This is a genomic window from Fluviicola sp. (genome assembly GCF_030151805.1).
In the GTDB taxonomy this organism is placed as follows: Bacteria; Bacteroidota; Bacteroidia; order Flavobacteriales_D; family Crocinitomicaceae; genus Fluviicola.
On the sequence record NZ_JASLCN010000309.1, the window covers coordinates 1 to 22,187 of the forward strand.

The 22,187-nt window shown below is 39.6% G+C and carries 24 protein-coding genes; 20 read left to right on the top strand and 4 right to left on the bottom strand.

The genetic code is table 11. From position 1 onward, the window contains the following. The first annotated feature begins 231 nt into the window (after nt 1–231). The 13 genes from Q1V93_RS11825 (at nt 232) to Q1V93_RS11885 (ending at nt 10,782) form a co-directional block, all read left to right on the top strand. Nucleotides 232–699 carry a hypothetical protein gene (locus tag Q1V93_RS11825; protein WP_300664924.1) on the top strand — a complete coding sequence of 156 codons (468 nt, stop codon included), beginning with the start codon at nt 232–234 and terminating at the stop codon, nt 697–699. Nucleotides 700–740: 41 nt separating this feature from the next. Further along, nucleotides 741–1,250 carry a hypothetical protein gene (locus tag Q1V93_RS11830; RefSeq protein ID WP_300664926.1) on the top strand — a complete coding sequence of 170 codons (510 nt, stop codon included), beginning with the start codon at nt 741–743 and terminating at the stop codon, nt 1,248–1,250. Between the two features lie 204 nt (nt 1,251–1,454). Then, nucleotides 1,455–3,137: an energy-dependent translational throttle protein EttA gene (gene ettA, locus Q1V93_RS11835; protein WP_300664928.1), complete on the top strand. Its 1,683-nt coding sequence runs from the start codon at nt 1,455–1,457 to the stop codon at nt 3,135–3,137. Nucleotides 3,138–3,268: 131 nt separating this feature from the next. Next, on the top strand, nt 3,269–3,487 hold the full coding sequence (locus Q1V93_RS11840) for a VF530 family protein (protein WP_300664930.1): 219 nt from the start codon (nt 3,269–3,271) through the stop codon (nt 3,485–3,487). Between the two features lie 71 nt (nt 3,488–3,558). Then, nucleotides 3,559–5,010, top strand: a complete 1,452-nt coding sequence (locus Q1V93_RS11845; protein ID WP_300664932.1) for an aminoacyl-histidine dipeptidase — start codon at nt 3,559–3,561, stop codon at nt 5,008–5,010. 11 nt (nt 5,011–5,021) lie between these two features. Next, nucleotides 5,022–5,816 carry a J domain-containing protein gene (locus tag Q1V93_RS11850; RefSeq protein ID WP_300664934.1) on the top strand — a complete coding sequence of 265 codons (795 nt, stop codon included), beginning with the start codon at nt 5,022–5,024 and terminating at the stop codon, nt 5,814–5,816. A 100-nt stretch (nt 5,817–5,916) separates the two neighbouring features. Next, nucleotides 5,917–7,122: a sensor histidine kinase gene (locus Q1V93_RS11855; protein WP_300664936.1), complete on the top strand. Its 1,206-nt coding sequence runs from the start codon at nt 5,917–5,919 to the stop codon at nt 7,120–7,122. Between the two features lie 9 nt (nt 7,123–7,131). Then, nucleotides 7,132–7,344, top strand: coding sequence for a DUF3820 family protein (locus tag Q1V93_RS11860; RefSeq protein WP_300664938.1), 213 nt, complete (start codon nt 7,132–7,134; stop codon nt 7,342–7,344). A 2-nt stretch (nt 7,345–7,346) separates the two neighbouring features. Continuing rightward, nucleotides 7,347–8,195, top strand: coding sequence for a DnaJ domain-containing protein (locus Q1V93_RS11865; protein ID WP_300664940.1), 849 nt, complete (start codon nt 7,347–7,349; stop codon nt 8,193–8,195). After that, on the top strand, nt 8,195–9,037 hold the full coding sequence (locus tag Q1V93_RS11870; RefSeq protein ID WP_300664942.1) for a TerB family tellurite resistance protein: 843 nt from the start codon (nt 8,195–8,197) through the stop codon (nt 9,035–9,037). The genes Q1V93_RS11865 and Q1V93_RS11870 overlap by 1 nt, the downstream gene beginning before the upstream one ends. A gap of 75 nt (nt 9,038–9,112) precedes the next feature. Beyond that, the gene (locus Q1V93_RS11875) at nt 9,113–9,886 is read left to right on the top strand and encodes a DnaJ domain-containing protein (RefSeq protein WP_300664944.1); all 774 of its coding nucleotides are present in this window, start codon (nt 9,113–9,115) and stop codon (nt 9,884–9,886) included. Nucleotides 9,887–10,120: 234 nt separating this feature from the next. Beyond that, the gene (locus Q1V93_RS11880; protein WP_300664946.1) at nt 10,121–10,276 is read left to right on the top strand and encodes a hypothetical protein; all 156 of its coding nucleotides are present in this window, start codon (nt 10,121–10,123) and stop codon (nt 10,274–10,276) included. A 125-nt stretch (nt 10,277–10,401) separates the two neighbouring features. After that, a complete protein-coding gene (locus tag Q1V93_RS11885) occupies nt 10,402–10,782 on the top strand; it encodes a helix-turn-helix transcriptional regulator (RefSeq protein WP_300664948.1) in 381 nt (126 codons plus the stop codon). On the opposite strand, the gene mnmA is transcribed toward Q1V93_RS11885, so the two are convergent. Beyond that, nucleotides 10,769–11,947: a tRNA 2-thiouridine(34) synthase MnmA gene (mnmA, locus tag Q1V93_RS11890; protein ID WP_300664949.1), complete on the bottom strand. Its 1,179-nt coding sequence runs from the start codon at nt 11,945–11,947 to the stop codon at nt 10,769–10,771. The genes Q1V93_RS11885 and mnmA overlap by 14 nt on opposite strands. Before the next feature lie 191 nt (nt 11,948–12,138). Next, nucleotides 12,139–13,302 carry a hypothetical protein gene (locus Q1V93_RS11895; RefSeq protein WP_300664950.1) on the bottom strand — a complete coding sequence of 388 codons (1,164 nt, stop codon included), beginning with the start codon at nt 13,300–13,302 and terminating at the stop codon, nt 12,139–12,141. A gap of 201 nt (nt 13,303–13,503) precedes the next feature. Between Q1V93_RS11895 and Q1V93_RS11900 the strand changes: the two genes are divergently transcribed. Continuing rightward, nucleotides 13,504–14,214: a hypothetical protein gene (locus tag Q1V93_RS11900; RefSeq protein ID WP_300664952.1), complete on the top strand. Its 711-nt coding sequence runs from the start codon at nt 13,504–13,506 to the stop codon at nt 14,212–14,214. Nucleotides 14,215–14,333: 119 nt separating this feature from the next. On the opposite strand, the gene Q1V93_RS11905 is transcribed toward Q1V93_RS11900, so the two are convergent. Continuing rightward, nucleotides 14,334–16,121: an ABC transporter ATP-binding protein gene (locus Q1V93_RS11905; RefSeq protein ID WP_300664954.1), complete on the bottom strand. Its 1,788-nt coding sequence runs from the start codon at nt 16,119–16,121 to the stop codon at nt 14,334–14,336. Nucleotides 16,122–16,215: 94 nt separating this feature from the next. Here Q1V93_RS11905 and Q1V93_RS11910 point away from each other — a divergent pair, with 94 nt between their 5' ends. Genes Q1V93_RS11910 through yajC form a run of 4 tightly spaced genes read left to right on the top strand, consistent with a single transcriptional unit; the run spans nt 16,216 to nt 18,981 of the window. Further along, nucleotides 16,216–17,313 (top strand): Glu/Leu/Phe/Val dehydrogenase dimerization domain-containing protein, encoded by a 1,098-nt coding sequence (locus Q1V93_RS11910; RefSeq protein ID WP_300664956.1) that lies wholly within the window; start codon nt 16,216–16,218, stop codon nt 17,311–17,313. A gap of 22 nt (nt 17,314–17,335) precedes the next feature. Further along, the gene (gene nusB, locus Q1V93_RS11915; protein ID WP_300664958.1) at nt 17,336–18,283 is read left to right on the top strand and encodes a transcription antitermination factor NusB; all 948 of its coding nucleotides are present in this window, start codon (nt 17,336–17,338) and stop codon (nt 18,281–18,283) included. Between the two features lie 4 nt (nt 18,284–18,287). Then, entirely contained in the window at nt 18,288–18,692 is a 405-nt protein-coding gene (locus Q1V93_RS11920; protein ID WP_300664960.1) for a DUF1573 domain-containing protein, read from the top strand. 25 nt (nt 18,693–18,717) lie between these two features. Next, entirely contained in the window at nt 18,718–18,981 is a 264-nt protein-coding gene (yajC, locus tag Q1V93_RS11925) for a preprotein translocase subunit YajC (RefSeq protein ID WP_300664962.1), read from the top strand. Between the two features lie 387 nt (nt 18,982–19,368). Here the strand turns inward: yajC and Q1V93_RS11930 are convergent, their stop codons facing one another. Next, a complete protein-coding gene (locus tag Q1V93_RS11930) occupies nt 19,369–20,547 on the bottom strand; it encodes an acetyl-CoA C-acyltransferase (RefSeq protein WP_300664964.1) in 1,179 nt (392 codons plus the stop codon). Nucleotides 20,548–20,913: 366 nt separating this feature from the next. Between Q1V93_RS11930 and Q1V93_RS11935 the strand changes: the two genes are divergently transcribed. Further along, nucleotides 20,914–21,900, top strand: a complete 987-nt coding sequence (locus Q1V93_RS11935; protein ID WP_300664966.1) for a DUF3078 domain-containing protein — start codon at nt 20,914–20,916, stop codon at nt 21,898–21,900. An 18-nt stretch (nt 21,901–21,918) separates the two neighbouring features. Further along, nucleotides 21,919–22,187, top strand: a 269-nt coding sequence (locus Q1V93_RS11940) for a hypothetical protein (RefSeq protein WP_300664968.1), incomplete at its 3' end; no start/stop codon positions are given.

Genomic DNA, 22,187 nt, shown 5'->3' on the forward strand with positions numbered 1-22,187 from the left:
CGGAATTGCTGGTACAGTTTGGGCTATCATCCTTGTAATGGGATTGAGTCTTGCTGCTGCTGCATCAAGTACTATCGGTGATGATGCTTTCAAAGAAGCATTTAAGAAAGGAATGGAAAAAGAATTGAATGATATGTAATTCATTCTTTCATTAAAGAATAGAAAAAATCCTTCTGCATTTGCAGAGGGATTTTTTTGTTATATTCTACTTCTTTGATTAGATTCGGACACATGGAAAATTGGAAAACAGAAGAGTCGGTTGATAGCCTCGAAGTTCGGTTAAAGGATAAACGATCCATATTGCTTTTGGTGATTTGTATTCTGACCTGGGTGGGATCAATGTACTCACTGGTGATGCTGTTGCTTTCACTGGCAGCTTCAAACCTCTTCAAGGCCTTTCAGGATGTTTCGCCGAAATCAGGATTGTTTTTTTTCGGTTTCGGGATTCTGAGTCCCGTTTTGTGTTCGCTGGGAGCATTTTTGATGTTCAGCTTGAAACGCTGGGGGTTTTGGATTTATTTTCTGGGAGAATTCCCTCCAATTGTATTTTCGGTTTATACAATGCTTGCTTTGACGAAATCGTTTGGCGGGGGAATGTTTTTCGGATTGCTTACCAATCTGATTCCTATTGCATTTATTGTGATGTACGCAATTGAAATGGGGAAACTCAATAAAAAACCTGTTTCTATTGATTTTTAACAAAAATTAAGTAGTTTTGGCACTCACTAAACTTGATTATTATGTACAGAAACAACCCTTTTGCGGGAGAATTTTTAGCCCTAGGTATTGGAATAGTATTGTTGTATTTGATTATTATCGTAGGTATTCTTTTATTAGTTATCTATTATTATAAGACATTGATTGACACGATGGCCTATATCAGACCACAAAACAGAACGACCGGTGTGGCCAACATACTCTTTATGTGGATTCCGCTGTTCAGTTTGGTGTATGGGTTTATCGTATATCCGAAAATTTGCGAGTCGATTAAGAATGAGTACAGATCTCATGGCTTAGCTGAAGACGGTGATTTTGGGAAAGGATTAGCAATCACGATGTGTGCGTTGTCTTTCGGAGCGTTTATTCCATTTTTGAATTTCCTTACTCCATTGGCAATTTTGATTGTTTGGATTATTCTTTGGGTGAAGCTTAACGGATACAAAGAAGTATTGATGCAGAAGAATGCAAACGGATTCGGATCTGATACGGCTTCGGGAATTATTTCAGGAAGCACCGATTTATTGGATTAATTTGTTCAGCCAGCTTTTCCAAATACCCGATACACCGATCAAAATAGTGTATTGGAAAGTGAACAGCTGAATTGAGTCAACGAATAGTTATTTAAAAGAGTCCGTCTCCCAATTGCAGGAGACGGACTCTTTTTTGTTTATGAACCTTGATTTTAACTGAATTTTTCACATAGAATGTTATCTTTGTTTTCCTAAAAAATCAATATGTCAGACGATAAAAAAATCATATTTTCCATGGTTGGAGTTTCCAAAGTGACTCCACAGGGAAAACAAATCATTAAAAATATTTACCTGTCTTTTTTCTACGGAGCAAAGATCGGGATCATCGGTTTGAATGGTTCCGGTAAATCTACCGTCATGAAGATTATCGCTGGTCTGGATAAATCCTACCAGGGAGATGTTGTTTTTTCCCCGGGATATTCGGTTGGATATTTGCCGCAGGAGCCTGAATTGGATCTGAAGAAAACGGTGAAAGAAGTGGTGATGGAAGGTGTTCAGGATATCGTGGATATTTTAAAAGAATACGAAGAGATTAACGCTGCTTTCATGGACGAAGAAGTATTGAACGATCCGGATAAAATGGATAAGTTGATTGCTCGCCAGGGAGTTGTACAAGATAAGATTGATGCAGTTGATGCGTGGGAATTGGATAATAAATTAGACCGTGCGATGGACGCATTGCGTTGTCCACCGGATGATCAGTTGATTGAAACACTTTCCGGTGGAGAAAAGCGCCGGGTGGCTTTGTGCCGTTTGCTGCTTCAAAACCCGGATATTTTGTTGCTGGATGAGCCTACCAACCACCTGGATGCGGAATCCATTGATTGGTTGGAGCAGCATTTACAACAATACAAGGGAACGGTGATTGCTGTAACCCACGACCGTTACTTCTTAGACAATGTTGCAGGATGGATCCTGGAATTGGACCGCGGGGAAGGAATTCCGTGGAAAGGAAACTATTCTTCCTGGTTAGAGCAAAAAGGAAACCGTTTGAAAGAAGAGGAAAAAACCGAATCCAAACGTCAGAAAATGCTTGCCCGTGAGTTAGAATGGGTGAGAATGAACCCGAAAGGCCGCCACGCTAAAAATAAAGCACGTATTCAGAACTACGATAAGATGATGTCGGAAGAAATGAAGGACAAAGAAGTGAAATTGGAAATTCCGATTCCGAATGGTCCCCGTTTAGGAAACAATGTCATCGATGCAGAACATGTGATGAAAGCGTTTGGAGATAAGTTATTGTATGACGATTTGAATTTCAAGTTGCCACCAGCGGGAATTGTTGGAATTATCGGGCCGAACGGTGCGGGTAAAACCACAATTTTCAAAATGATCATGGATGAATTGAAGCCGGACAAAGGTACTTTTGCGATTGGTGAAACGGTTAAAATCGGTTATGTAGATCAGACGCACAAGGACATTTCTCCTGAAAAAACGGTTTTTGAAGTGATCGGAGGCGGAAATGAGTTTATCGAAATCGGAAATCAAAAATTCAATGCCCGTGCTTACTTGTCGAAATTCAATTTCGCAGGATCGGATCAAAGTAAGAAAGTTGGAGTGCTTTCCGGAGGTGAACGAAACCGTTTGCATTTGGCAATGACCTTGATGACGGAAGCGAACGTGCTTTTGCTTGATGAGCCTACGAATGATATTGACGTGAATACCTTGCGTGCTTTGGAAGAAGGAATTGAAAGTTTTGCAGGTTGTGCGGTAGTTATTTCCCACGACCGTTGGTTCCTGGATCGTATTTGTACGCACATTCTGGCTTTTGAAGGTGATTCACAAGTTGTTTGGTTTGAAGGTTCTTATTCCGAGTATGAGGAGAACAAGCGCAAGCGTTTGGGAGATGCCGCGCCGAAGAGAATTAAATACCGTAAACTGGTTTAATCGAAGTTGATTGAGGTTTCCTCCCTTGAGGGAGGACTAAGGAGGGTGGCTCCGAAATTCTTGGCCATCCCCTCGATCCCCTTCAAAGGGGGAAGACTTCGAATCCCTTTTCAATGATCAATTAAAGAAATATGGATCCACTTCACGGAGTAACATTGGAAAAAATCGTGACAGAACTTGTAGAAGAGTTTGGTTTCGAACGTTTGGGAAAAATGATCCCGATTAACTGCTTCATCCATGAACCCAGTGTGAAATCCAGTTTGAAATTTTTGAGGAAAACCCCATGGGCCAGAACCAAGGTGGAAGAACTATACATCAATAGAATTGTAAATATTAAAAATAGTGAATAGCCAATAGGCAATAGTGATTAGTTTGTACTTGATAACTATTGCCTGGTTACTATTGATTAATTACTGAAATTATGGAAGTAAGAAATTTAGAACCCCATGCGTTGTGGAATCACTTTGCTGATTTAAACGAAGTTCCACGACCTTCGAAAAAGGAAGAGCGCGTGATCGCATTCATGGTCAATTTTGGAAAATCTCTTGGTTTGGAGACAATTCAGGATCGTGTCGGTAATGTGGTGATCAAGAAGAAGGCAACAGCCGGAATGGAAAAACGCCAAACGATTGTTATGCAGTCGCATTTGGATATGGTTCACCAGAAAAATTCCGAAACTATTTTTGATTTCGATGAGCAAGGAATCGAAATGATTGTGGACGGAGATTGGGTGAGAGCAAACGGAACGACACTTGGAGCTGATAATGGAATCGGAGTGGCAACGATCATGGCGATTCTGAAATCGACAGATATTGCACATCCTGCCATCGAAGCGCTGTTTACCATTGACGAAGAAACCGGAATGACGGGAGCTTTGCAGGTGGATGCTTCGAATATTTCGGGAACAATTTTATTGAATCTTGACACGGAAGATGATGATGAATTGTCGATCGGATGTGCGGGCGGAATTGATACCAATACATCTGCAGCGATTACTTATGAAGATTTGCCGAATGGTCATGTGTGTGTTGAAATCAAACTGAGAGGTTTGCTTGGCGGACATTCCGGGATGGATATTCATTTGGGAAGGGGAAATGCCAACAAATGGATGAATCGTTTCCTGAATCACGTGATGTCGGTTGTTGATGTACGGCTTTGTACTTTGGACGGTGGAAGCTTGCGAAATGCAATTCCTCGTGAAAGTACGGCAGTGATCGCCATTTCAAACGATGATAAAACAAAATTTTACCAGGCTTCAGATGAAATTATTGAGCAGATTACTGCTGAATTTCAATCAATTGAAAAGGATGCAAACTGGACAGTGTTTGAAACAGGAGATTTAAACAGAGTAGTCAAAAAGTCTGATTTTAAACGAATTGTAAATGCTGTTTATGCGGTTCATAACGGAGTTTTCAGAATGAGTCCGTCCATTGCCGGTTTGGTAGAAGCTTCTTCCAGTTTGGCGAAAGTGACCGTTGGAGATGATCTGTTTACAACACAATCCTTGCAGCGCAGTTCAGTAGAATCTTCCAAAATGGACGTAGCAAATACGATTCGTGCTGCTTTTGAAAGCGTCGGAGTGGAAGTGGTTCAGGGAGGAGAATATCCGGGTTGGGAACCGAATGCAGATTCAGCTATTTTGAATGTCATGGCGGATCTGTACAGAGAGAAATTTCAGGCGGAACCAAATATCAAAGCATGCCACGCAGGTTTGGAGTGCGGAATTTTAGGAAAACACTTCCCGGGAATGGATATGATTTCTTTCGGACCAAATATCCGCGGAGCTCATTCTCCGGATGAGTGTGTTCAGGTTTCGTCTGTTCAGAAATTCTGGGATTATTTACTGGAAGTTTTGAAGCGAATTCCTGAATAAGGAAAAGTCTGATGTTTCTGTTTTTTCAGCAGTTAAAAATAAACCCTGCAAATGGTACTGATGATTTGGCTTTTTTTATCATCGTTTCCATTCCTTTTCTCATTATTTGTATTCCTTTTGCTTATGCGAAGTATAAAAAGGGACATCGGATTACCTATTGGGAAAATGGTATTTTACCTAAGAATTTCAATTATTCCAGGAGGAATCATGTTGAGATTTTAATTGCTTTCGGATGCCTGATTTCCTTTAGGGAAGATGAACGGATTTTGAGGCATAAACTTTCCCTGATTCAAAAATACCTGGATGCGAATTTCTCTGATGTAAATTTTAATTTAAAGGATTCGTATGAAGGAGCTTTGTTAAATGGTTTAAGCACCAGGCGCTTAGTTTCCTGGACGAATAAGTATTTGAAAACTTCAGATAAAGTTGAATTGTTTTCTTATGTTGTTCATCTTGCAAATAGTAATGGGTCGATCAGTTCAAGGGAATCGGAAATGATTTTCTACTTGTTGCGGGAATTTAATCTGAATCTGGATGAGTTGAACACCGAACTTCAGGATCTTCTGACCCAAAGAAAACAAAGTGTTGTTTCTTCCCAAAGGATTGATTACGTTCCTTATTACTACATTTTGGGTCTTGAAAATGGGGCGTCATTGCTTCAGATCAAACGCGCTTACAGGAAGCTGGTTAAAATTTACCATCCTGATCGTATCAAGGATTCAGATGATTTGACCCGGAAAAAGCATGTCTCTCAATTTATTGAAATTCAGGAAGCATACGAACTATTGACTTCAACCTTTAAATAGATTGGGATTCATAGAATTGTGGAACGAATTTTCACTCTTTTTTGTGAATCGACGAATTTATAAACTATAAATTGCGTTTATTTGTTGTGAAACTTTTAGAATGACCAAATTGGAGCGGGACTTTATTGATTTTCATGAGAAAATTAAATACAAGTTGGTAAAACACTTGTGCATTTTTTTTGTCATTCTCATGTCTGTTGTGACGATTGTCAACTACTCCAATGAGCATTTCAGTGCCACGCCGAATGTGTTTGCGGTTGGAATGTGCCTGGTTGCGCTGATATTCCTGAGGTATACAAAAAACTACCGGCTTGTAGCGAAAATCTGCGCGGTTGTTTCATTTTTCATCATTTCCGGAGCGTTTCTGTTTCTCAAGGCAACACATTATCTTACGCCCATGTGGATGATTGTCAACATCATCTTTACGTTCTTTATTCTTGGAAAGAAATGGGGGATTTCCATATTGATTTGTCACTTCTTAGTCTTGTTTTATTACCTGATTTTCTATCACGAGGCGAATATCGTCACGGTTAAATCCTTTTCAGGAAATGATATCGCAACTTTTATCACAGAATACTCAATTGTTGGTTTTGCAATCGGTTATTTATTGAACCTGTATATTCTGACAACAAAATACTCTGAAAAAGAGTTGCAGGAAAATAACAATATTCTGATTGAGCAAAACAAGATCATTTCGAAACAAAATTCCGAGATGGAAGTGATGTTGCGTGAAATTCATCACCGTGTAAAGAACAACCTGCAGATTATTACCAGTTTACTGCGTTTACAGGCCAATAGTACGGGCATTGAAAGCAGTGGTTTTTACCAGGAGGCAATTGATCGTGTAACAGCCATGGCGATTATTCATGAGAAAATGTATCAATCGGGTTCCTTGTCGAAGTTTGATCTGGAGAAATACCTGAAATCACTGGTGAATAGTTTATTGACGAGTTATTCCATTGATCAAAAACCGGAATTTGAGATTGAAGTGAAGGTGGAAGATATGAAATCCAAAAGCATTGTGCCACTGGCGCTTTTGATCAATGAGCTGTTGCTGAATTCATTGAAACACGCATTCTTCCACCAGGAAAATCCTAAAATTGTGATTCGTTTGGTGGATTTGCAAACTGCTTCCTCCCGATTTTTGCTTTATTACAGTGATAACGGAACCTGGGCTGAAAATTCAGTGGCTTCTTTCGGAACAGAGATTATCCAGGCGATGTCGGAACAATTGGAAGGAGAACTGGAGTTGAAAACATCAAATTCCGGGACAGAATATGTCTTTAATTTGGCTAATTTGAGCTAAATTCACCCAATGGATGAACATCAATTGGTCTTGCTGGCAAAAACAAAAATGCCTTTTGGAAAATACAAAGACAGGTATTTGATCCACTTGCCTGAAAATTACCTGGTTTGGTTCAAGCAAAATGGATTTCCTGCGGGTAAACTGGGCCAGCAGCTCGAATTAATCTATGAAATCAAATTGAATGGTTTGGAACATTTGATTTATCCGTTAATGCCTAAATAATCATGAATCAAGATTCCCTAAATCAACTGGTAGATTCTTTGACCCGGTCAGAATTGGGCCGGATTTCCAATACAGCAAGCGACGTTTCATCGCAAACAGATTATCTTTCAGGAACATTGGTGGTTCTGTTTGTTTTGGCTATCGTTGCTTCTCCGTTTATAATAAGCTATTTTTATGGAAGATCTGAGGCGAGCTGGGATAAAGGGATTATTCCGAAAGATTTTGAGCCGACAGAGCAAAATGTATTTGAAATCTTCATTGCCGCAGCGTGCGCGATAGTAGTAAGAGATTTGGATAATTATTATAGGAAATTCCCGTATATCGATAAGTTTCTTAGTGAAAATTTCGGAAGTGTTTATTATCATGCGGCCGAATCGTATGATTATTCCATGCGGCATATCGTCAAAATGGATTCTCTTGCGGATTGGTCCAATCAACATTTGTCTGAAGCGTTGCGGATTAAAATGATCAATTTTTTAGCCGGAATTGCAGCTTATGACGGCGGAATCAATGAGGATGAACAAAGATATCTTCTTGCTTTGATGTCGAAATTGGGATTGAAGCTGAATAATTTTGATGCTGTTTACCGGGAAAAGATTACCCGGAAGAATGAACAGCGGTATCAGACCCGGCCAAATGCTTCTCAAATGGATCTTTTTTATAGTGTTTTGGGCCTGGAGAAAAGTGCTTCGATGGAAGAAGTGAAAGCGGCTTACCGCAGATTGGTCAAATTAACACATCCCGATCGTTTTGCAAAAGAATCACCGGAAGTTCAGAAACAAATGAGTGAGAAATTCCGTGAAATTCAGGCGGCTTACGAATCATTAACCTCCAAATTATCCAATAACTAATGAACTTTTTCGTATTGCTGGATATTTCATCGGCTCAAGCTCAAAGGCTTGCGGAAGAAGAATTTGAACGAGAGAAACTGATTGAAACGGTAACCGGGCTTTCGCTTACCGCACTTATCATGGCTTACCCGACCTATTTGCTTATTCGCTATGCTTATTTCAAATTGAAGAAGGAATTCCGGTTTAAAACAAAATTCAATCCGTATAATCACATTGATGCCCTGGTTTTGTTGAGTATGAATGTGTTGCGGACTCATCCGGAATGTTTTAAAGAGAAATGCGCTTATCTGAAAGGATATATCGTTTACCTGTATCCTGAAAACAATCGTTCGTTCCATGAATCACTTAAAATGGCTTATAATGACGTGTATCGTTCGGAATCAATTGTTCATTGGTTAAATCGTTTTCAATCTGAAGATGAGCGGAAAGATGTTGTTCGTTTTCTGATTCATATGGCTGCAGAGGATGGAGTAGTAGGTCCACGCGAGAAAGCCGAACTCGTGCGGATTATAGATGCTTTTGGATTGGCTCGCGAAGAGTGGATCAATTTGATGGAGAATATTAACCGGGCTTTTACCAAAAGACAGGAACGCTGGAAGAAAACGCACGATACCGGAACGGAAAGTTATCTTTCAGCTTTTATTGATAAATCACTGGATTATTTCGAATTAAAACGGGAGTCATTGAATGAAGATGTTTTGAGGACGAAATACAAGAGACTGGTAAAAAAGTACCATCCTGACCGCCATCCGGGGGCTACTCCTGAAGAGCGAAAAGAATTGGAGGTAAAGTTCCAGGAACTTCAGTCGTATTATGATGAATTGCTTAAATTGGTGTCGTGATTTTGAATGCGTTTATTGTTGAGATCAGAATGACTTTATGATAGTTTGCTTGCAGCAACTGTATAATTGATTGATATGTTGGTTCTTGGGATTGTGTTTGTGTTGATTTTAGTATTGTCAATAGTCGTTTTGACTAAGAGACAGCTGAAGGATTCCAACGAGCGCAAAATCAGCTCTGAACTTGTTTTGAAAAGAAGTTTCCAACCTCCTTCCGGACCGAAAAGCGAGAAAATGATCTTCCAGATCTATGTTTTACTGGCTGCGTGGATGATGCGAAAGAACTCATTGAAACCTTTTGAAAAACAATCTTTTGTGGTGGTTTATATTCATGAAAAATTCAAGGTGGATTCACTGGTAATTGCGAATGAATTGGATTTGGTAAACGAAACTTCCATTCATGTGCGCAGTGTGGCGAATTGGATCGTTCAAAAGATGCCGGATTCCAAAGAGCGGGCAGATTTGATTGATTTTTTGATTGATTTGGTTTTTGTAGACGGAGATATGATTGATCGCGAATTCACCGCGCTGATCCGTTTGGGGGAATTGATCGGTGTTCGTTCGATGTATATTGAAAATAAAGTCATTGAATTCAGAAAACGCATTTTCGGTCAATCCAACAATGCCAGGTTGCATGAAATTGCAAATAGCGGAACGCGAAGAAAGTTTGCCCTTGCAATTTTAGATTTGAATCTCAATGCTACAGAAGAGCAGGTTAAAAAAAGATACCGTGCACTTGCTAAAAAATACCATCCTGATGGAAATTTAGATCTTTCAGAAGAGCAAAAAATGGAATATGCGCAGCGATTTTTAGAAATTCAGGATGCATATGAAGAGCTGATTTCCAATTAATTTGCATTTTTTTATTACAAATGTAATGCTACTTGTTTCGGGATTAATTTATTGAAAATCAATTTTTTAGTTGTGTTTACTTGTTTTGTTTATTTAATTTAAAATGAGGTGCTTTCTGTTTTTTTGAATTTATTTTGTAACCTAAAACAGAAAAGTAGCGTAAATGTGGTCAGTTGAATTGCATTTTAAGTTTTATATAATATGGAAAGCACAATGATTAATAACGCAATAAGCTTGGCAAAAAATAAATTGGCACGCCACAAAGCTTTAGGAAAGAATAGTAGTTTGAGTATTGTTGAAGTTGCTCAATTGATGGATTTGGTTACATTTGGTCCGGGTATGCCACAGGTTCAGAGCAGCATGCTTTTCTTCGGATATAGCTCGAATTAAACAGGAATAAAATAATACAGGGAAAGGATTGTCGTTTGGCAATCCTTTCTTTTTGTTTTCAAATGTTACAAATGTGAATATTTAGAAAGTGTAAAATGTAACTCAAATAGTTTACATTTGTATCTATGGAAATTAAAGATCGCTTGAGAATGATTATGGATTCGCATAAGCTGAATGCCGGTTCCTTTGCGGATAGGATAGGAGTGCAGCGTTCCAATGTAAGTCATGTTTTAAGCGGCCGGAATAAACCGGGTTTTGATTTCATTGAAAAGCTGCTGCTTGCTTTTCCGCGTGTATCTGCAGAATGGCTGTTTACAGGGAAACAATCCTCATCTGATGCTGCAGAATCGACTGAATTTGTTGAAAAAGTCCAAAGTAAAGAGATGCAGGGCTCTTCGGATGAGGAGAAAGTCTCGTTACATGCTGAAGCAAACAAGAAAATCGTTAAAACACTGGTCTTTTACGAAGATTTCACCTTTGATGTATTTCTTCCTAATGAGAAATAATTCCTGATCCTACCAATTCATCTTCAACATAAAGTGCTGCAAACTGCCCGGGAGCAATTCCGCGTTGTTTTTTATTGAATAGAATGTAAAAACCATCTTCCAGGCGTGTTAGTGTGCCTTTTTGAAGCGGCTGACGGTATCTGATTCTTACAGAAAATCCCTTTTGATCACCTGTTTTCATGGCGTACAACGGATTGATCCAGTGCATTTCATTGGTTTCAATCTTTAGGGCCCATTTGTTTAACCCCGGATGTTCGTCTTTTTGTCCGGAGTAAACAGTATTCGTTTCAGTGTCTATCCCGATTACAAACGATGGGTTTGGTCTTCCGCCAATATGAAGTCCTTTTCGTTGTCCGATGGTGTAATAATGCGCTCCGATATGCTTTTCGACCGTCGTTCCCATGGTGGGTGAGTAGATGAATTCTTTGCTTAGATCTACCACATTTTCAAGGTTTACAGGGATGGATGAATAATTTAGAAATTGATCATCATTTTCATTGATTTCGATAATGTTACCGTGTTTTATCTGAAGTTTTTGTTGAAGAAATTCCGGAAGTGAAATCTTGCCTACAAAACAAAGTCCCTGAGAGTCTTTTTTCTCTGCTGTTACCAATCCGATTTCTTTGGCAATGGCTCTCACTTCTGCTTTTTGCAGGTTTCCAATCGGGAACAGGGCCTTGGAAAGTTGTTCCTGGGATAACTGACACAAGAAGTAGGATTGATCTTTATTCGGATCCAATCCTGCCAATAAGTGATGAATACCGTCTTCTGTAGTTGTTTTCCGGCAGTAATGACCGGTTGCAACATAGTCGGCGCCCAAATCAAGAGCAGCTTTTAAGAATACGTCGAATTTGATTTCGCGGTTGCATAAGACATCCGGATTCGGAGTTCTTCCGGCTTCGTATTCGGCAAACATGTAGTCTACAATGCGTTCTTTGTATTCTTTGCTTAAATCCAATACCTGGAAAGGAATTCCTAAGTGTTCCGCTACTAAAAGAGCGTCGTTACTGTCGTCGATCCACGGGCAATCGTTTGAAAGTGTTACCGTTTCATCGTGCCAGTTGCGCATAAAAAGTCCAATAACTTCATATCCTTCCTGTTGAAGTAAATGTGCGGTAACACTGGAGTCTACACCGCCTGATAAGCCTACGACCACTCTTTTCATGGTGCAAATTTACGAACTTTTAGAGCGTGTTTTTGGAAAAACGATTTCTTTCGAAAAATTAACAGTTACAAAAGTGAATGTAGAATTTATACATTTGTGAATTTTTGTTCCTGTAAGTTGTAAACTTTTCCAGGTCAAAATCGATGTGATTTCATTTACATGTTGCGGACTCTTCTTAATAGTTCAGAAGTTTAGTGTTTCACGGCTTTAAAATCCAATGTCAACAGCGTGATTTGCTTGACTCTTTTTCCATTGGATTTACCCGGCTGCCAACGAGGTAATTTTTCCATAATCGTTTTCACGGAGGATTGTATATTTTCTGCGTGCAAACCGGTAATATCCAGGAATTTTATCATTCCGTCTTCGTTGACTTCGAAACGAATGGTGTAAGGACCCTCCAAAGGTGTGCGACCAGTGTAAAAAACACGGATGAAATCTGTTTCCAGTTTCCGGAAAAGTACCGCCTGTCCGCCGGGGTAATCTGCCAACTCTTCAACATAGGTCAGGAATACGGGTGGTGCTTCAAGAGGGACAGCTACATAGTCAATAACGGATGAAAATTCAACTAAAGGTGTGTGTCGAACCGTTTTGATGAGTTTTCCTGTTTGATCGTATTCGCGCCATGTTTCACAAGGTTCTCCACCTTTGAGCCAGCTTTCTTTCAAAAGCACCCCTTTAACTGAATAATCTGCAATGTATTGAACGATCTGATTCTTTATTATGGTATCACATGAAAGGCGTTGAATTATGCCGTTGTTGTAATAGACAGCCTTGTATTCAGCACCATTTGTTGACGATACGGATTGTAAGAAGCCGGTTTCAGAATAATGGTATTCCCGGTTTTTCTGCTTTTTTAGTCGTAAAATACCCGATTCTGACCATTGTAATGAAAGGGAATCCTCATCATACAAATCTTTGTAATTAACGCCAGAAAGGATTCCTGTGGAATAAAATGTCCAATGTGAAGCAAGTGAGGCTCTGTAATTGGCAAGATAAGTTTGAAGGTGGAATTGCTCTTTTACCCGGAAGCTGTCGATCCATAAAGTTGTTCCGTTTCCGTCTTTCATCACAAAACGTGGCGAATAAATCCGGGTACCGCTGGCGAGAAATGTACCGATTATTTGGTCTTGCCGGGAAAGAACAATACTATCTGGTCCTGTTTTCTGGAATTTTGTAACGGTGAGTCCCGATTGATCTGTCCAGGTTTGGAATTCAACACTCAGTTGTTTGACGGTTAACTGATAAGGAGTTCTTCTGTTCCAACGCGGTTTTTGAGGCGTTGATTGCCCAATTGTATAAAAGGAATATCCGGAAAGAAATAACACGGTTAGTATGTGATAAATAGATCGTAACATGTCATCATTTTTAAGTAAGATGCAGCACTGACTTTTTTTCCATAGAATTACAAATTATTTTTCATTGCGAAGCTGTAAAAGCATTTCTTCGTGTTTCAGGCGGAAAATGATACTGAGTTCTTCTCATTTACAAATTTGTGTGAAACTCTAAATAATCGTTAACGGGAACAAAACCCTGAAAAAAAGTCATATTTTCGTTTCATGAAACTAATTGTTCCGGTTCTCTTGATGCTGTCAGGCACAATGTATGCGCAAGTTCCTTGTACCAAAGTCTGGTTAAAGGGAAAAGTGGAAGACACTTTGGTTAAACATTCATTCCTGAATTTGATGGTTGTGAATACTTCTACTGGTGAAGGAGTTTTTGGTCAGCCAAACGGAACTTTCGGAGTATATGTCAGTAATAATGATTCCATTGTCTTGTCGGTGAAAGGTTACGAGCGTTATGGTTTTCGTGTGGTGGGAGATTCGAGCTGCCAGTTTGAAGTATATGCCGCTGTAGAGCGAAAGGCCCGCCAGATTGAAGAAGTGGTCATTAAACCTCTGAAATCTCTCCAGGAAATCAAGGAAGAGCGTGCAGATCTGGCAATGCGTGAAACAAGAACAATTACCGGATTGGAGGCATTTCAAAGCCCGATAACGGCATTGTATGAACGTTTTTCCAAAAGAGAACAGTCGAAGGCAATCGTTGCCAGGAAACAATACGAAGATAAGAAAGAAGAGGTTGTACAGGAATTATTGCGTTTATACGTTTCGTATGATATCATCAAGCTTAAACCGGACGACTTTATTGATTTCATTCACTTCATGGCAATGGATGAGAACTTCCTGAAAACGGCTTCTGATATTGAATTGGTGACATATATCAAAGATAAGCTGGAGCATTATATGCTGATGCATCCGGAGAAAGAATAGGACTTCTGATTACGCTTGCTTTAGTGCTCAAAAATACAAATAGACATGTATCTATTAGCCCAGTGGTACTAAGCGTTTCGGGATTTTTAATGAGCTGATTTTCCCGGATGACCTCCGGGTTAATCCTCCAATATATTCAAATCACTTTCCTCAATCAACTGCTTGTCATACAACTCCCGGTAATGACTGCTTTGAGCCAATAAATCTGCCGGTTTTCCTTCTTCCAGGATGCGGCCATCTTCTAAAACGAGAATATAATCTGCGTTTCTGAGACTTGAAATCCGGTGACTGACAATCACGGAAGTGGTTTGATGCTCCTGGTTCAGCTTTTTCAGATTGCGCAGAATAATCTCTTCTGTTTCGGTATCTACAGCCGATAAACAGTCGTCCAACAATAAGATCTGAGGTTTGCGAATCAATGCTCTGGCAATACTTACGCGCTGTTTTTGTCCTCCGGAAAGGTTCACTCCGCGCTCACCCAGAATGGTGTCAAATTTGTCGGGGAAAGCTTCAATGTTGTGAAGCACATGTGCATTTTTGGCAGCTTCAATAATTTCCTCTTGTTTAACGGTGTCAAAATTCAAGGCTCCGAAAGCAATGTTGTTTTTAATGGTGTCGGAGAACAGGAAAACATCTTGCGGAACAACGGAAATTTGCTTGCGGTATTCGCTTAAATTGATTGTTGCTAACGCTTCGTCGTTGTAGTTGATATTTCCGGAACTTGGATCCAGTTGTCGTACAATCAACTGCAGCAGTGTGGATTTTCCGGAACCTGTTTTTCCGATAATTCCAAGAGTTTCACCTCGTTTCAAGGTAAAGTTAATATCCGAAAGAACATCCGGAAGATCCGGTTTGTATCGGAATGATATGTTTTCGAATCGGATTTCCCGGAAAGCAGCTACTTCTGCCTGGCTGGTGTTTTTAATCGCCGGTTCCGTTTTCAGAAATTCATTGATCCGTTCCTGTGAAGCTGCTGCGCGTTGGTTGATACTGGTCACCCAGCCAATACTTGCGAAAGGCCATGTTAAATTGTAGATCAACAAAATGATTGTTACAATCTGTCCGGTTTGAATGGCTGGATTGTCTCCAAGAGTAAGCATTCCTCCGATGTAAATACTTAATAAGGTACTTGTTCCTATCAATAAAGAAATCGTCGGCATAAATAAGGCATTCGTGCGAACAAGGCGCATGGTCTTTTTGAGGTAGGAGCCCGAACTCGCTTCAAAGTTTTGTTTGGCGTGTTTTTCCTGGATATAGGCTTTGATTACACGGATTCCGGAGAATGTTTCCTGTCCCAAAGTGCTCAAACGGGATTGTTCCTGTTGTACTTCCTTGCTCAGTTTGTTCATTCTTGTTGAAACTAGGTAAATCAAAACTGCCATGATGGGAAGCGGCGCAAGTGCATAGAATGCCAGTTCCACATTGATCTTCAGCATTTGGTACAAGCTGAAAGGGAAGAGGGCAATCAGGTTGATGGTGTACATAATTCCCGGGCCTAAGTATTGCCGAACCTGGGAAACGTCTTCTGAAATCCGGTTCATCAAATCTCCGGTGGATTGACTTTTGTAAAAGCTGTAATCCAACTGTTGGTATTTTTCGAAGATTTCATTTTTCAGGTCAAATTCGATGTACCGGGACATGACAATGAGTGTTTGCCGGGTCAGGAACAGGAAAAATCCCTTAATTATGTTAAAAAGAATCACCATTCCGGCAAGACTGATGGCTGCCCAAAAAAGTGTTTGACCGGGATTAATCGGTTGGTTTCCTTTTAATACATCCATGGATTCACCGATAATTACGGGAATCAGAGCACCGAAGTAGTTACCGATAACGATAAAGAGAATACCAAGCAGGAATCGCCAACGGTATTTGAAGAAATATTTGTTTAAATAGCTTAGAGACTTCATCCGATAAATTTCCTATTTTTGCGAGCGCTAATGCGATTTTGTTCGAATTACAAAATTAGCCATTCGCATTGAAATAAAAGATTAAAAGTCGCGTATGTTTGAAGTAAAAGAAGTCAAAGATTTAAATCTGGCTGAAAACCCCGTTATTTCTCAAATGAGTATGTATAACCATGAGCAATTGTTATTCTGTAACGATACTGCAACTGGTCTGAAAGCAATTATTGCTGTTCACAACACTGTTCTGGGGCCTGCATTGGGCGGAACGCGTATGTGGATGTACAATAATGAAATGGAGGCTCTGAATGACGTATTGCGTCTTTCAAGAGGTATGACATATAAGAATTCAATTTCAGGATTGAATTTGGGTGGTGGAAAAGCAGTGATCATCGGAGATTCCCGTTCGATGAAATCAGAAGCTTTGTTCCGTCGTTTCGGAAAATTTGTAAACTCTCTGGCAGGAAAATATATTACTGCGGAAGATGTGGGTATTTCACCTGCTGATATGGTATTGGTTTCGATGGAAACAAATCACGTAGTTGGTTTACCAGGAAAAAGCGGTGATCCATCTCCTGTAACTGCTTACGGAGTTTATATGGGAATGAAAGCGTGTGCAAGCCAGCAATTCGGTTCTGATTCTTTGTCAGGAAAAAAAGTAGCGGTACAAGGTGTTGGTCACGTTGGAGAATATTTGGTGAAGCATTTGGTTTCTGAAGGAGCTGAAGTAACTGTAACGGATATTCACGAAGAAACATTGAAGCGTGTTGCAAACGAATACGGAGTGAAAGTGGTTGGTTTGGATGAGATTTATGACGTACCAATGGATATTTACGCTCCGTGTGCTTTGGGTGCAACTGTAAATGACGAGACCATTAACCGTTTGAAGTGTTCAATCATTGCCGGAGCTGCGAATAACCAGTTGGCAAATGAGAAAATTCACGGACAATTGGTGAAAGATAAAGGAATTATTTACGCTCCTGACTTTGCATTGAATGCAGGTGGTGTAATCAATTGCTATTCTGAAGTGGCTAATTTGCCGGCAGAATGGTCCATGAGAAAAGCGGAAGAAATTTACACGACAATCGGAAACATTGTTTCCCGTTCGAATGCTGAAGGAGTTCCGACTTACCAGATCGCTAATAAAATGGCAGAAGAGCGTATTGAGTCAATCGGTAAAGTAAAATTACCACTATAAAAAGATAGGAGAGTAGCTACGAATGCTGAATAGAAGACATTTACGTATTAAGGTTTTACAGGCTCTTTATGCTTATTTTCAGGGAGATGAAGAAAGTATTAAGAAAACGGAAAACGAATTATTGCAGGCAGTAGATCGCATTTATGATCTGTACTTGTATTTATTGCTGACTTTCGGGGAACTGAAAGATATAGCACAACACCGTATTGAAGAGAACAAAAAGAAAATCCGTCCGAAGGAAGAGGATTTGAATCCGAATACCAAATTTGTGGATTCGGTGATTATCCAGGCTTTGCAGGATAGTTATTCTCTTCGCGAAGCATCGGAAGATCGCTCGGTAAACTGGATCGGAGACGATCATCATGAGATGTTCCGTAAGATCTACCTTCAAATGAGAGAGAGCGAAACGTATTTCTCTTTTATGAACAGCGGATTGACAGGTTTTGAAGAAGACAAGAATTTCATGATTAACCTGTTTAAGACAGAGATTGCAAATTCTCCGCTGATCTATCATTTTTTCGAAGAGAAAAGCATTCACTGGCTAGACGATATTGATCTGGCTTGTCAAATGGTGATCAAATCCATTAAATTAATGGAAGAAGGTGAGAAATTTGTGGTGATGCCTTTGTTTAAAGACAAAGAAGATGAGCAGGAATTTTTGCGCACATTGCTTCGTAAAACCATTTCAATGGATTCCGAAAATCTTCAGTTGATTGATGAAATGACGGATAACTGGGAGTTGGAGCGTATTGCAAAAATGGATATTCTTCTATTGAAAATGGCCATTACGGAACTTCAGGTGTTCAAGAATATTCCTAAAAAGGTAACTTTGAACGAATATATTGAGATTTCAAAGTTCTATTCAACTCCGAAAAGTCACGGATTTATCAACGGAATCCTCGACAAAGCCGTTGATAGATTAGTAAAAGATGGAAAAATTTCTAAACTCGGAAGAGGTTTAATGGATTAATGTTATGAAAAAAATCATGTTTTTAGCCCCGATAGCGATCGGGATGGCCTTGTTGACAGCTTGTGGTTCTGATTCTCCTTCAGAAATCGTTGGTTACAAAACCACTATGAAAGTTGAAAGCGTATTTAATGCAGGAAAAATCGCCAGAGGTGAGGTGATTCATGCTAAATTTACTGTTGAGAACACAGGTGATAACCCGTTGGTGTTATCAGATGTATCCGGATCGTGTTCTTGTACGGTAGCAGACTGGAGTAAAGAACCAATTGCTCCGGGAGAAAAAGGTTATGTAAAAGCAGATGTTAAAACAGAATCATTTTCTGAAGGACCTGTCACAAGAAGCGTGACCATTTTGTCCAATACAACTCCTCCGAGTACGAAGGTAGTGGTTGAAGCAAATATTATTAAATAAGTAGTTAAATAAAAAAAGTAGAGTTATGCAAATTATAATGCTTGTATTGATGTTGGTGGTGTTTTATTTCTTTTTAATTCGCCCGCAACAAAAAAAGCAAAAAGAATTGAAGTCTTTTCGTGAAAACTTGAAGCAAGGAGATAAAGTAGTGACTATCGGTGGAATTCATGGGAAAATTTTGGAGATCACTGATACTACGGTATTGATTAATTCGGAAGGTACCAAATTGCGTTTTGAAAAATCTGCCATTTCTACGGCAGTAGCTGAGAATCTTGGAACACCGGCTTAATCCGATCGGATAAGAAAATTAAAAGCATCGTCAACAGGCGGTGCTTTTTTATTTTTGACTTGTACCAGAATTTAGGTGGTTTTTGAAATTTCCCGCTGAGTCAAGTGTAAAAAGTCTCTCATTTTCTGCTAACATCTGCGCCCTTCTGCGGGAGAAGAAAATACACGGATATTTGATATCAGTATCTTTCCATTTCATCACCTATATTTTAGGACACTTATGTCTATTTTTAAACCACATAGGTATATAGGACACATAGAGTTACCTGTCAGCAGAAAATCTTTTTACCGATACTAATGAGTATTTCCTTCTATGTGCTCTACTGTGGTTAATAAAAAATGCCACCCCGAAAAGGAATGGCATTCTGTTTTATTTGTGTTCTTTCTCTTAGATATTCTCGATAATCATGGCAGAAGCACCACCGCCTCCGTTACAGATTCCGGCACCACCGATTTTTCCACCGTTTTGCTTCAATACATTGATTAACGTAACAATGATACGGGATCCGGAGTTTCCAAGCGGGTGACCCAAAGCCACAGCTCCACCGTTTACATCCACTTTTGCAGGATCCAATCCTAAGATTTTGGTATTTGCCAAACCAACAACAGCAAAAGCCTGGTTCAATTCCCAGAAATCTACCTGGTCAGTACTCAATCCAGCTTTAGCCAACGCTTTCGGAACTGCTTTTGAAGGCGCTGTTGTGAAGAATTCCGGCTCATGAGCAGCATCTGCATAACTCACAATTTTAGCAATTGGTTTCAATCCGTGTTTTTCAACCGCTTCTTTGGAAGCCAAAATCAAAGCAGAAGCTCCGTCATTCAATGTAGAAGCGTTTGCAGCTGTAATTGTTCCGTCTTTGTCAAATGCTGGTCTCAAAGAAGTGATTTTATCTAAAAATACATTTTTGTATTCTTCGTCTTCCACCACCATGATCGGATCTCCTTTACGCTGAGGAACAGAAACTCCAACGATTTCATCTTTGAATTTTCCTGCTTCCCATGCAGCAGCTGCACGTTTGTATGAAGTGATTGCGAATTCGTCTTGTTGCTCACGCGAAATATCGTATTTCTTTGCAGTTAGCTCAGCGCATGTTCCCATAGGAACTTTGCTGTAGACATCCAATAAACCGTCTTTTGTGATTCCGTCCAACATCGTGATGTTCCCGAATTTCATACCGTTTCTTCCGTCAATATAATGAGGAGTCTGGCTCATGTTTTCCATTCCACCTGCAACAACGATCTCATTGTCGCCTGCAAGAATTGTTTGAGCACCAAGCATAATTGCTTTCATTCCTGAAGCACATACTTTGTTCACAGTTGTACAAGGAACGGTATTTGGCAAACCGGCACCCAATGCAGCCTGACGAGCAGGAGCTTGTCCTACACCAGCCTGTAATACGTTACCCATGAAAACTTCATCAATGGATGCAGGATTAACTCCTGATTTATCAAGAGCACCTTTGATAGCAGTTGCTCCTAATTGAGTAGCAGAGATCGATGACAGACCGCCCATGAAAGCGCCCATTGGAGTACGAACCGCTGCAATAATGTAAACTTCTTTCGACATAGCAAATTATAATTTCGATGACGAATTTACTGATTTTTCTTGTGTTATTTATGGGAATGAGGTATTATAATCGCCTAAAATTGGAATCCTTGTTACTTTGGACAAAGAGGGTGGAAAGCAAGGGAAAGACCTGTACATTGTTTTAACCTCGTTGATACATAAATTGTATCATTTTTTGCAGAGGCGTGTTGATTCGGTACTTAAAGCATTACTTTAACTATCTGTAAATTAGGTTGAATCATTTTTTTTGGAATTTTCTTCCAGTAGAAAAAGTATTAATTCTAACAGAAGTCTCGCTATTTTTAGGTTTATTCACTAAATTCAGTGATTTAACTAAATTTGTAAAAATTAAAAACCAATCAGTCTATGAAAATCATTATTCTCTTTTTTGCTTTGGCAACAAGTTCTCTTGTTTTTTCCCAAACAGATGCGGAAAAGTTGCGTGACGAATTAAAAAAACAAGACGCGCTTCATGATTCACTACTTCCGAAGAAATATTGGACTTATACCAGTTTATTTGGTCTGTCAGGTTCTCAAACAGCATTTGTAAATTGGGCTGCAGGTGGACGAAATAACATCGCCGTACTCAGCTTTATTAATTTCTCAGCAACCTACGAAAAGCGCCGGTTGAAATGGACAAACGATGTGGCGTTGGCACTTGGTGGGATGTATTACACCGATTCTACGGGAAAAAAACAAGGTCTTCAGAAAACAGATGACCGGATCGATTTGGCATCTTCATTTGGTTATGAATTTAAGAAACATTGGTTTTTAACAGCTCTTGGAGGTTTTAGAACGCAATTTTTGAATGGATTTAGTTTTCCGAATGATTCCGTTCCGATTTCGAAATTCATGGCTCCGGGTTATGTCAATTTTTCGCTTGGTATTGAATATGCTCCGGTAGATTATTTCAGTGTGTATTTATCGCCGATTGCTTCCAAAATGACATTTGTCAGGGATCAGCGTTTGGCAAATGCCGGAGCTTTTGGCGTAAAAGCAGCGGAATTGGATGAAAGCGGAAATATTTTGAAACCAGGATTGCGTTTTAGAAGCGAAATAGGGGCTTACTTCCGGGTTCGTTTTCAAAAAGAGATTTTCAAGAATGTTGAAATGAAGACGCGTTTGGAATTGTTTAGCAATTACGAGCATAACCCGCAAAATATCGATGTTAATTTTGAAAATATCTTCACATTCAAAGTCAATAAATGGCTTCAGGCTTCATTACAGTGGAACCTGATTTATGATGATGATATCCAAATTCGTGATTCGAAAGGAAGAACTGGTCCGAGAACACAATTTAAATCGGTATTGGGCTTAGGAATTTCATACACTTTAACGAATAAGAAAAAGTAAAAAGCGTATTTTCGTTGCATGAATTACTTTTCCGATCATTCTATCTGGTGGTTGCTTCCTATTTCAATACTTGCCGTAGGATTCTCATTTTATTATTATTTCAGGACTGATCAACGGTCTGTATGGAATTTAAAGCAACTGAGAGTTCTTTTTTCTCTCAGAACCCTGAGTATTTTCCTGATTGGCTTGTTGTTGCTTGGATTGGTTTGGGAAACGATCAAGTACCGGCCTGAGAAACCATTGATTATTACGTTGGTGGATTCCTCCGGTTCGATGCTGAATTACAA

Coding starts and splice junctions, on each gene's coding strand:
- Q1V93_RS11825 (WP_300664924.1), top strand. CDS start 232: ATGGAAAATTGGAAAACAGAAGAGTCGGTTGATAGCCTCGAAGTTCGG.
- Q1V93_RS11895 (WP_300664950.1), bottom strand. CDS start 13,302: ATGTTACGATCTATTTATCACATACTAACCGTGTTATTTCTTTCCGGA.
- nusB (WP_300664958.1), top strand. CDS start 17,336: ATGCTGAATAGAAGACATTTACGTATTAAGGTTTTACAGGCTCTTTAT.
- Q1V93_RS11935 (WP_300664966.1), top strand. CDS start 20,914: ATGAAAATCATTATTCTCTTTTTTGCTTTGGCAACAAGTTCTCTTGTT.
- Q1V93_RS11850 (WP_300664934.1), top strand. CDS start 5,022: ATGTTTCTGTTTTTTCAGCAGTTAAAAATAAACCCTGCAAATGGTACT.
- Q1V93_RS11855 (WP_300664936.1), top strand. CDS start 5,917: ATGACCAAATTGGAGCGGGACTTTATTGATTTTCATGAGAAAATTAAA.
- Q1V93_RS11870 (WP_300664942.1), top strand. CDS start 8,195: ATGAACTTTTTCGTATTGCTGGATATTTCATCGGCTCAAGCTCAAAGG.
- ettA (WP_300664928.1), top strand. CDS start 1,455: ATGTCAGACGATAAAAAAATCATATTTTCCATGGTTGGAGTTTCCAAA.
- Q1V93_RS11885 (WP_300664948.1), top strand. CDS start 10,402: ATGGAAATTAAAGATCGCTTGAGAATGATTATGGATTCGCATAAGCTG.
- Q1V93_RS11900 (WP_300664952.1), top strand. CDS start 13,504: ATGAAACTAATTGTTCCGGTTCTCTTGATGCTGTCAGGCACAATGTAT.
- Q1V93_RS11930 (WP_300664964.1), bottom strand. CDS start 20,547: ATGTCGAAAGAAGTTTACATTATTGCAGCGGTTCGTACTCCAATGGGC.
- Q1V93_RS11865 (WP_300664940.1), top strand. CDS start 7,347: ATGAATCAAGATTCCCTAAATCAACTGGTAGATTCTTTGACCCGGTCA.
- mnmA (WP_300664949.1), bottom strand. CDS start 11,947: ATGAAAAGAGTGGTCGTAGGCTTATCAGGCGGTGTAGACTCCAGTGTT.
- Q1V93_RS11875 (WP_300664944.1), top strand. CDS start 9,113: ATGTTGGTTCTTGGGATTGTGTTTGTGTTGATTTTAGTATTGTCAATA.
- Q1V93_RS11830 (WP_300664926.1), top strand. CDS start 741: ATGTACAGAAACAACCCTTTTGCGGGAGAATTTTTAGCCCTAGGTATT.
- Q1V93_RS11920 (WP_300664960.1), top strand. CDS start 18,288: ATGAAAAAAATCATGTTTTTAGCCCCGATAGCGATCGGGATGGCCTTG.
- Q1V93_RS11860 (WP_300664938.1), top strand. CDS start 7,132: ATGGATGAACATCAATTGGTCTTGCTGGCAAAAACAAAAATGCCTTTT.
- Q1V93_RS11845 (WP_300664932.1), top strand. CDS start 3,559: ATGGAAGTAAGAAATTTAGAACCCCATGCGTTGTGGAATCACTTTGCT.
- Q1V93_RS11840 (WP_300664930.1), top strand. CDS start 3,269: ATGGATCCACTTCACGGAGTAACATTGGAAAAAATCGTGACAGAACTT.
- Q1V93_RS11910 (WP_300664956.1), top strand. CDS start 16,216: ATGTTTGAAGTAAAAGAAGTCAAAGATTTAAATCTGGCTGAAAACCCC.
- yajC (WP_300664962.1), top strand. CDS start 18,718: ATGCAAATTATAATGCTTGTATTGATGTTGGTGGTGTTTTATTTCTTT.
- Q1V93_RS11905 (WP_300664954.1), bottom strand. CDS start 16,121: ATGAAGTCTCTAAGCTATTTAAACAAATATTTCTTCAAATACCGTTGG.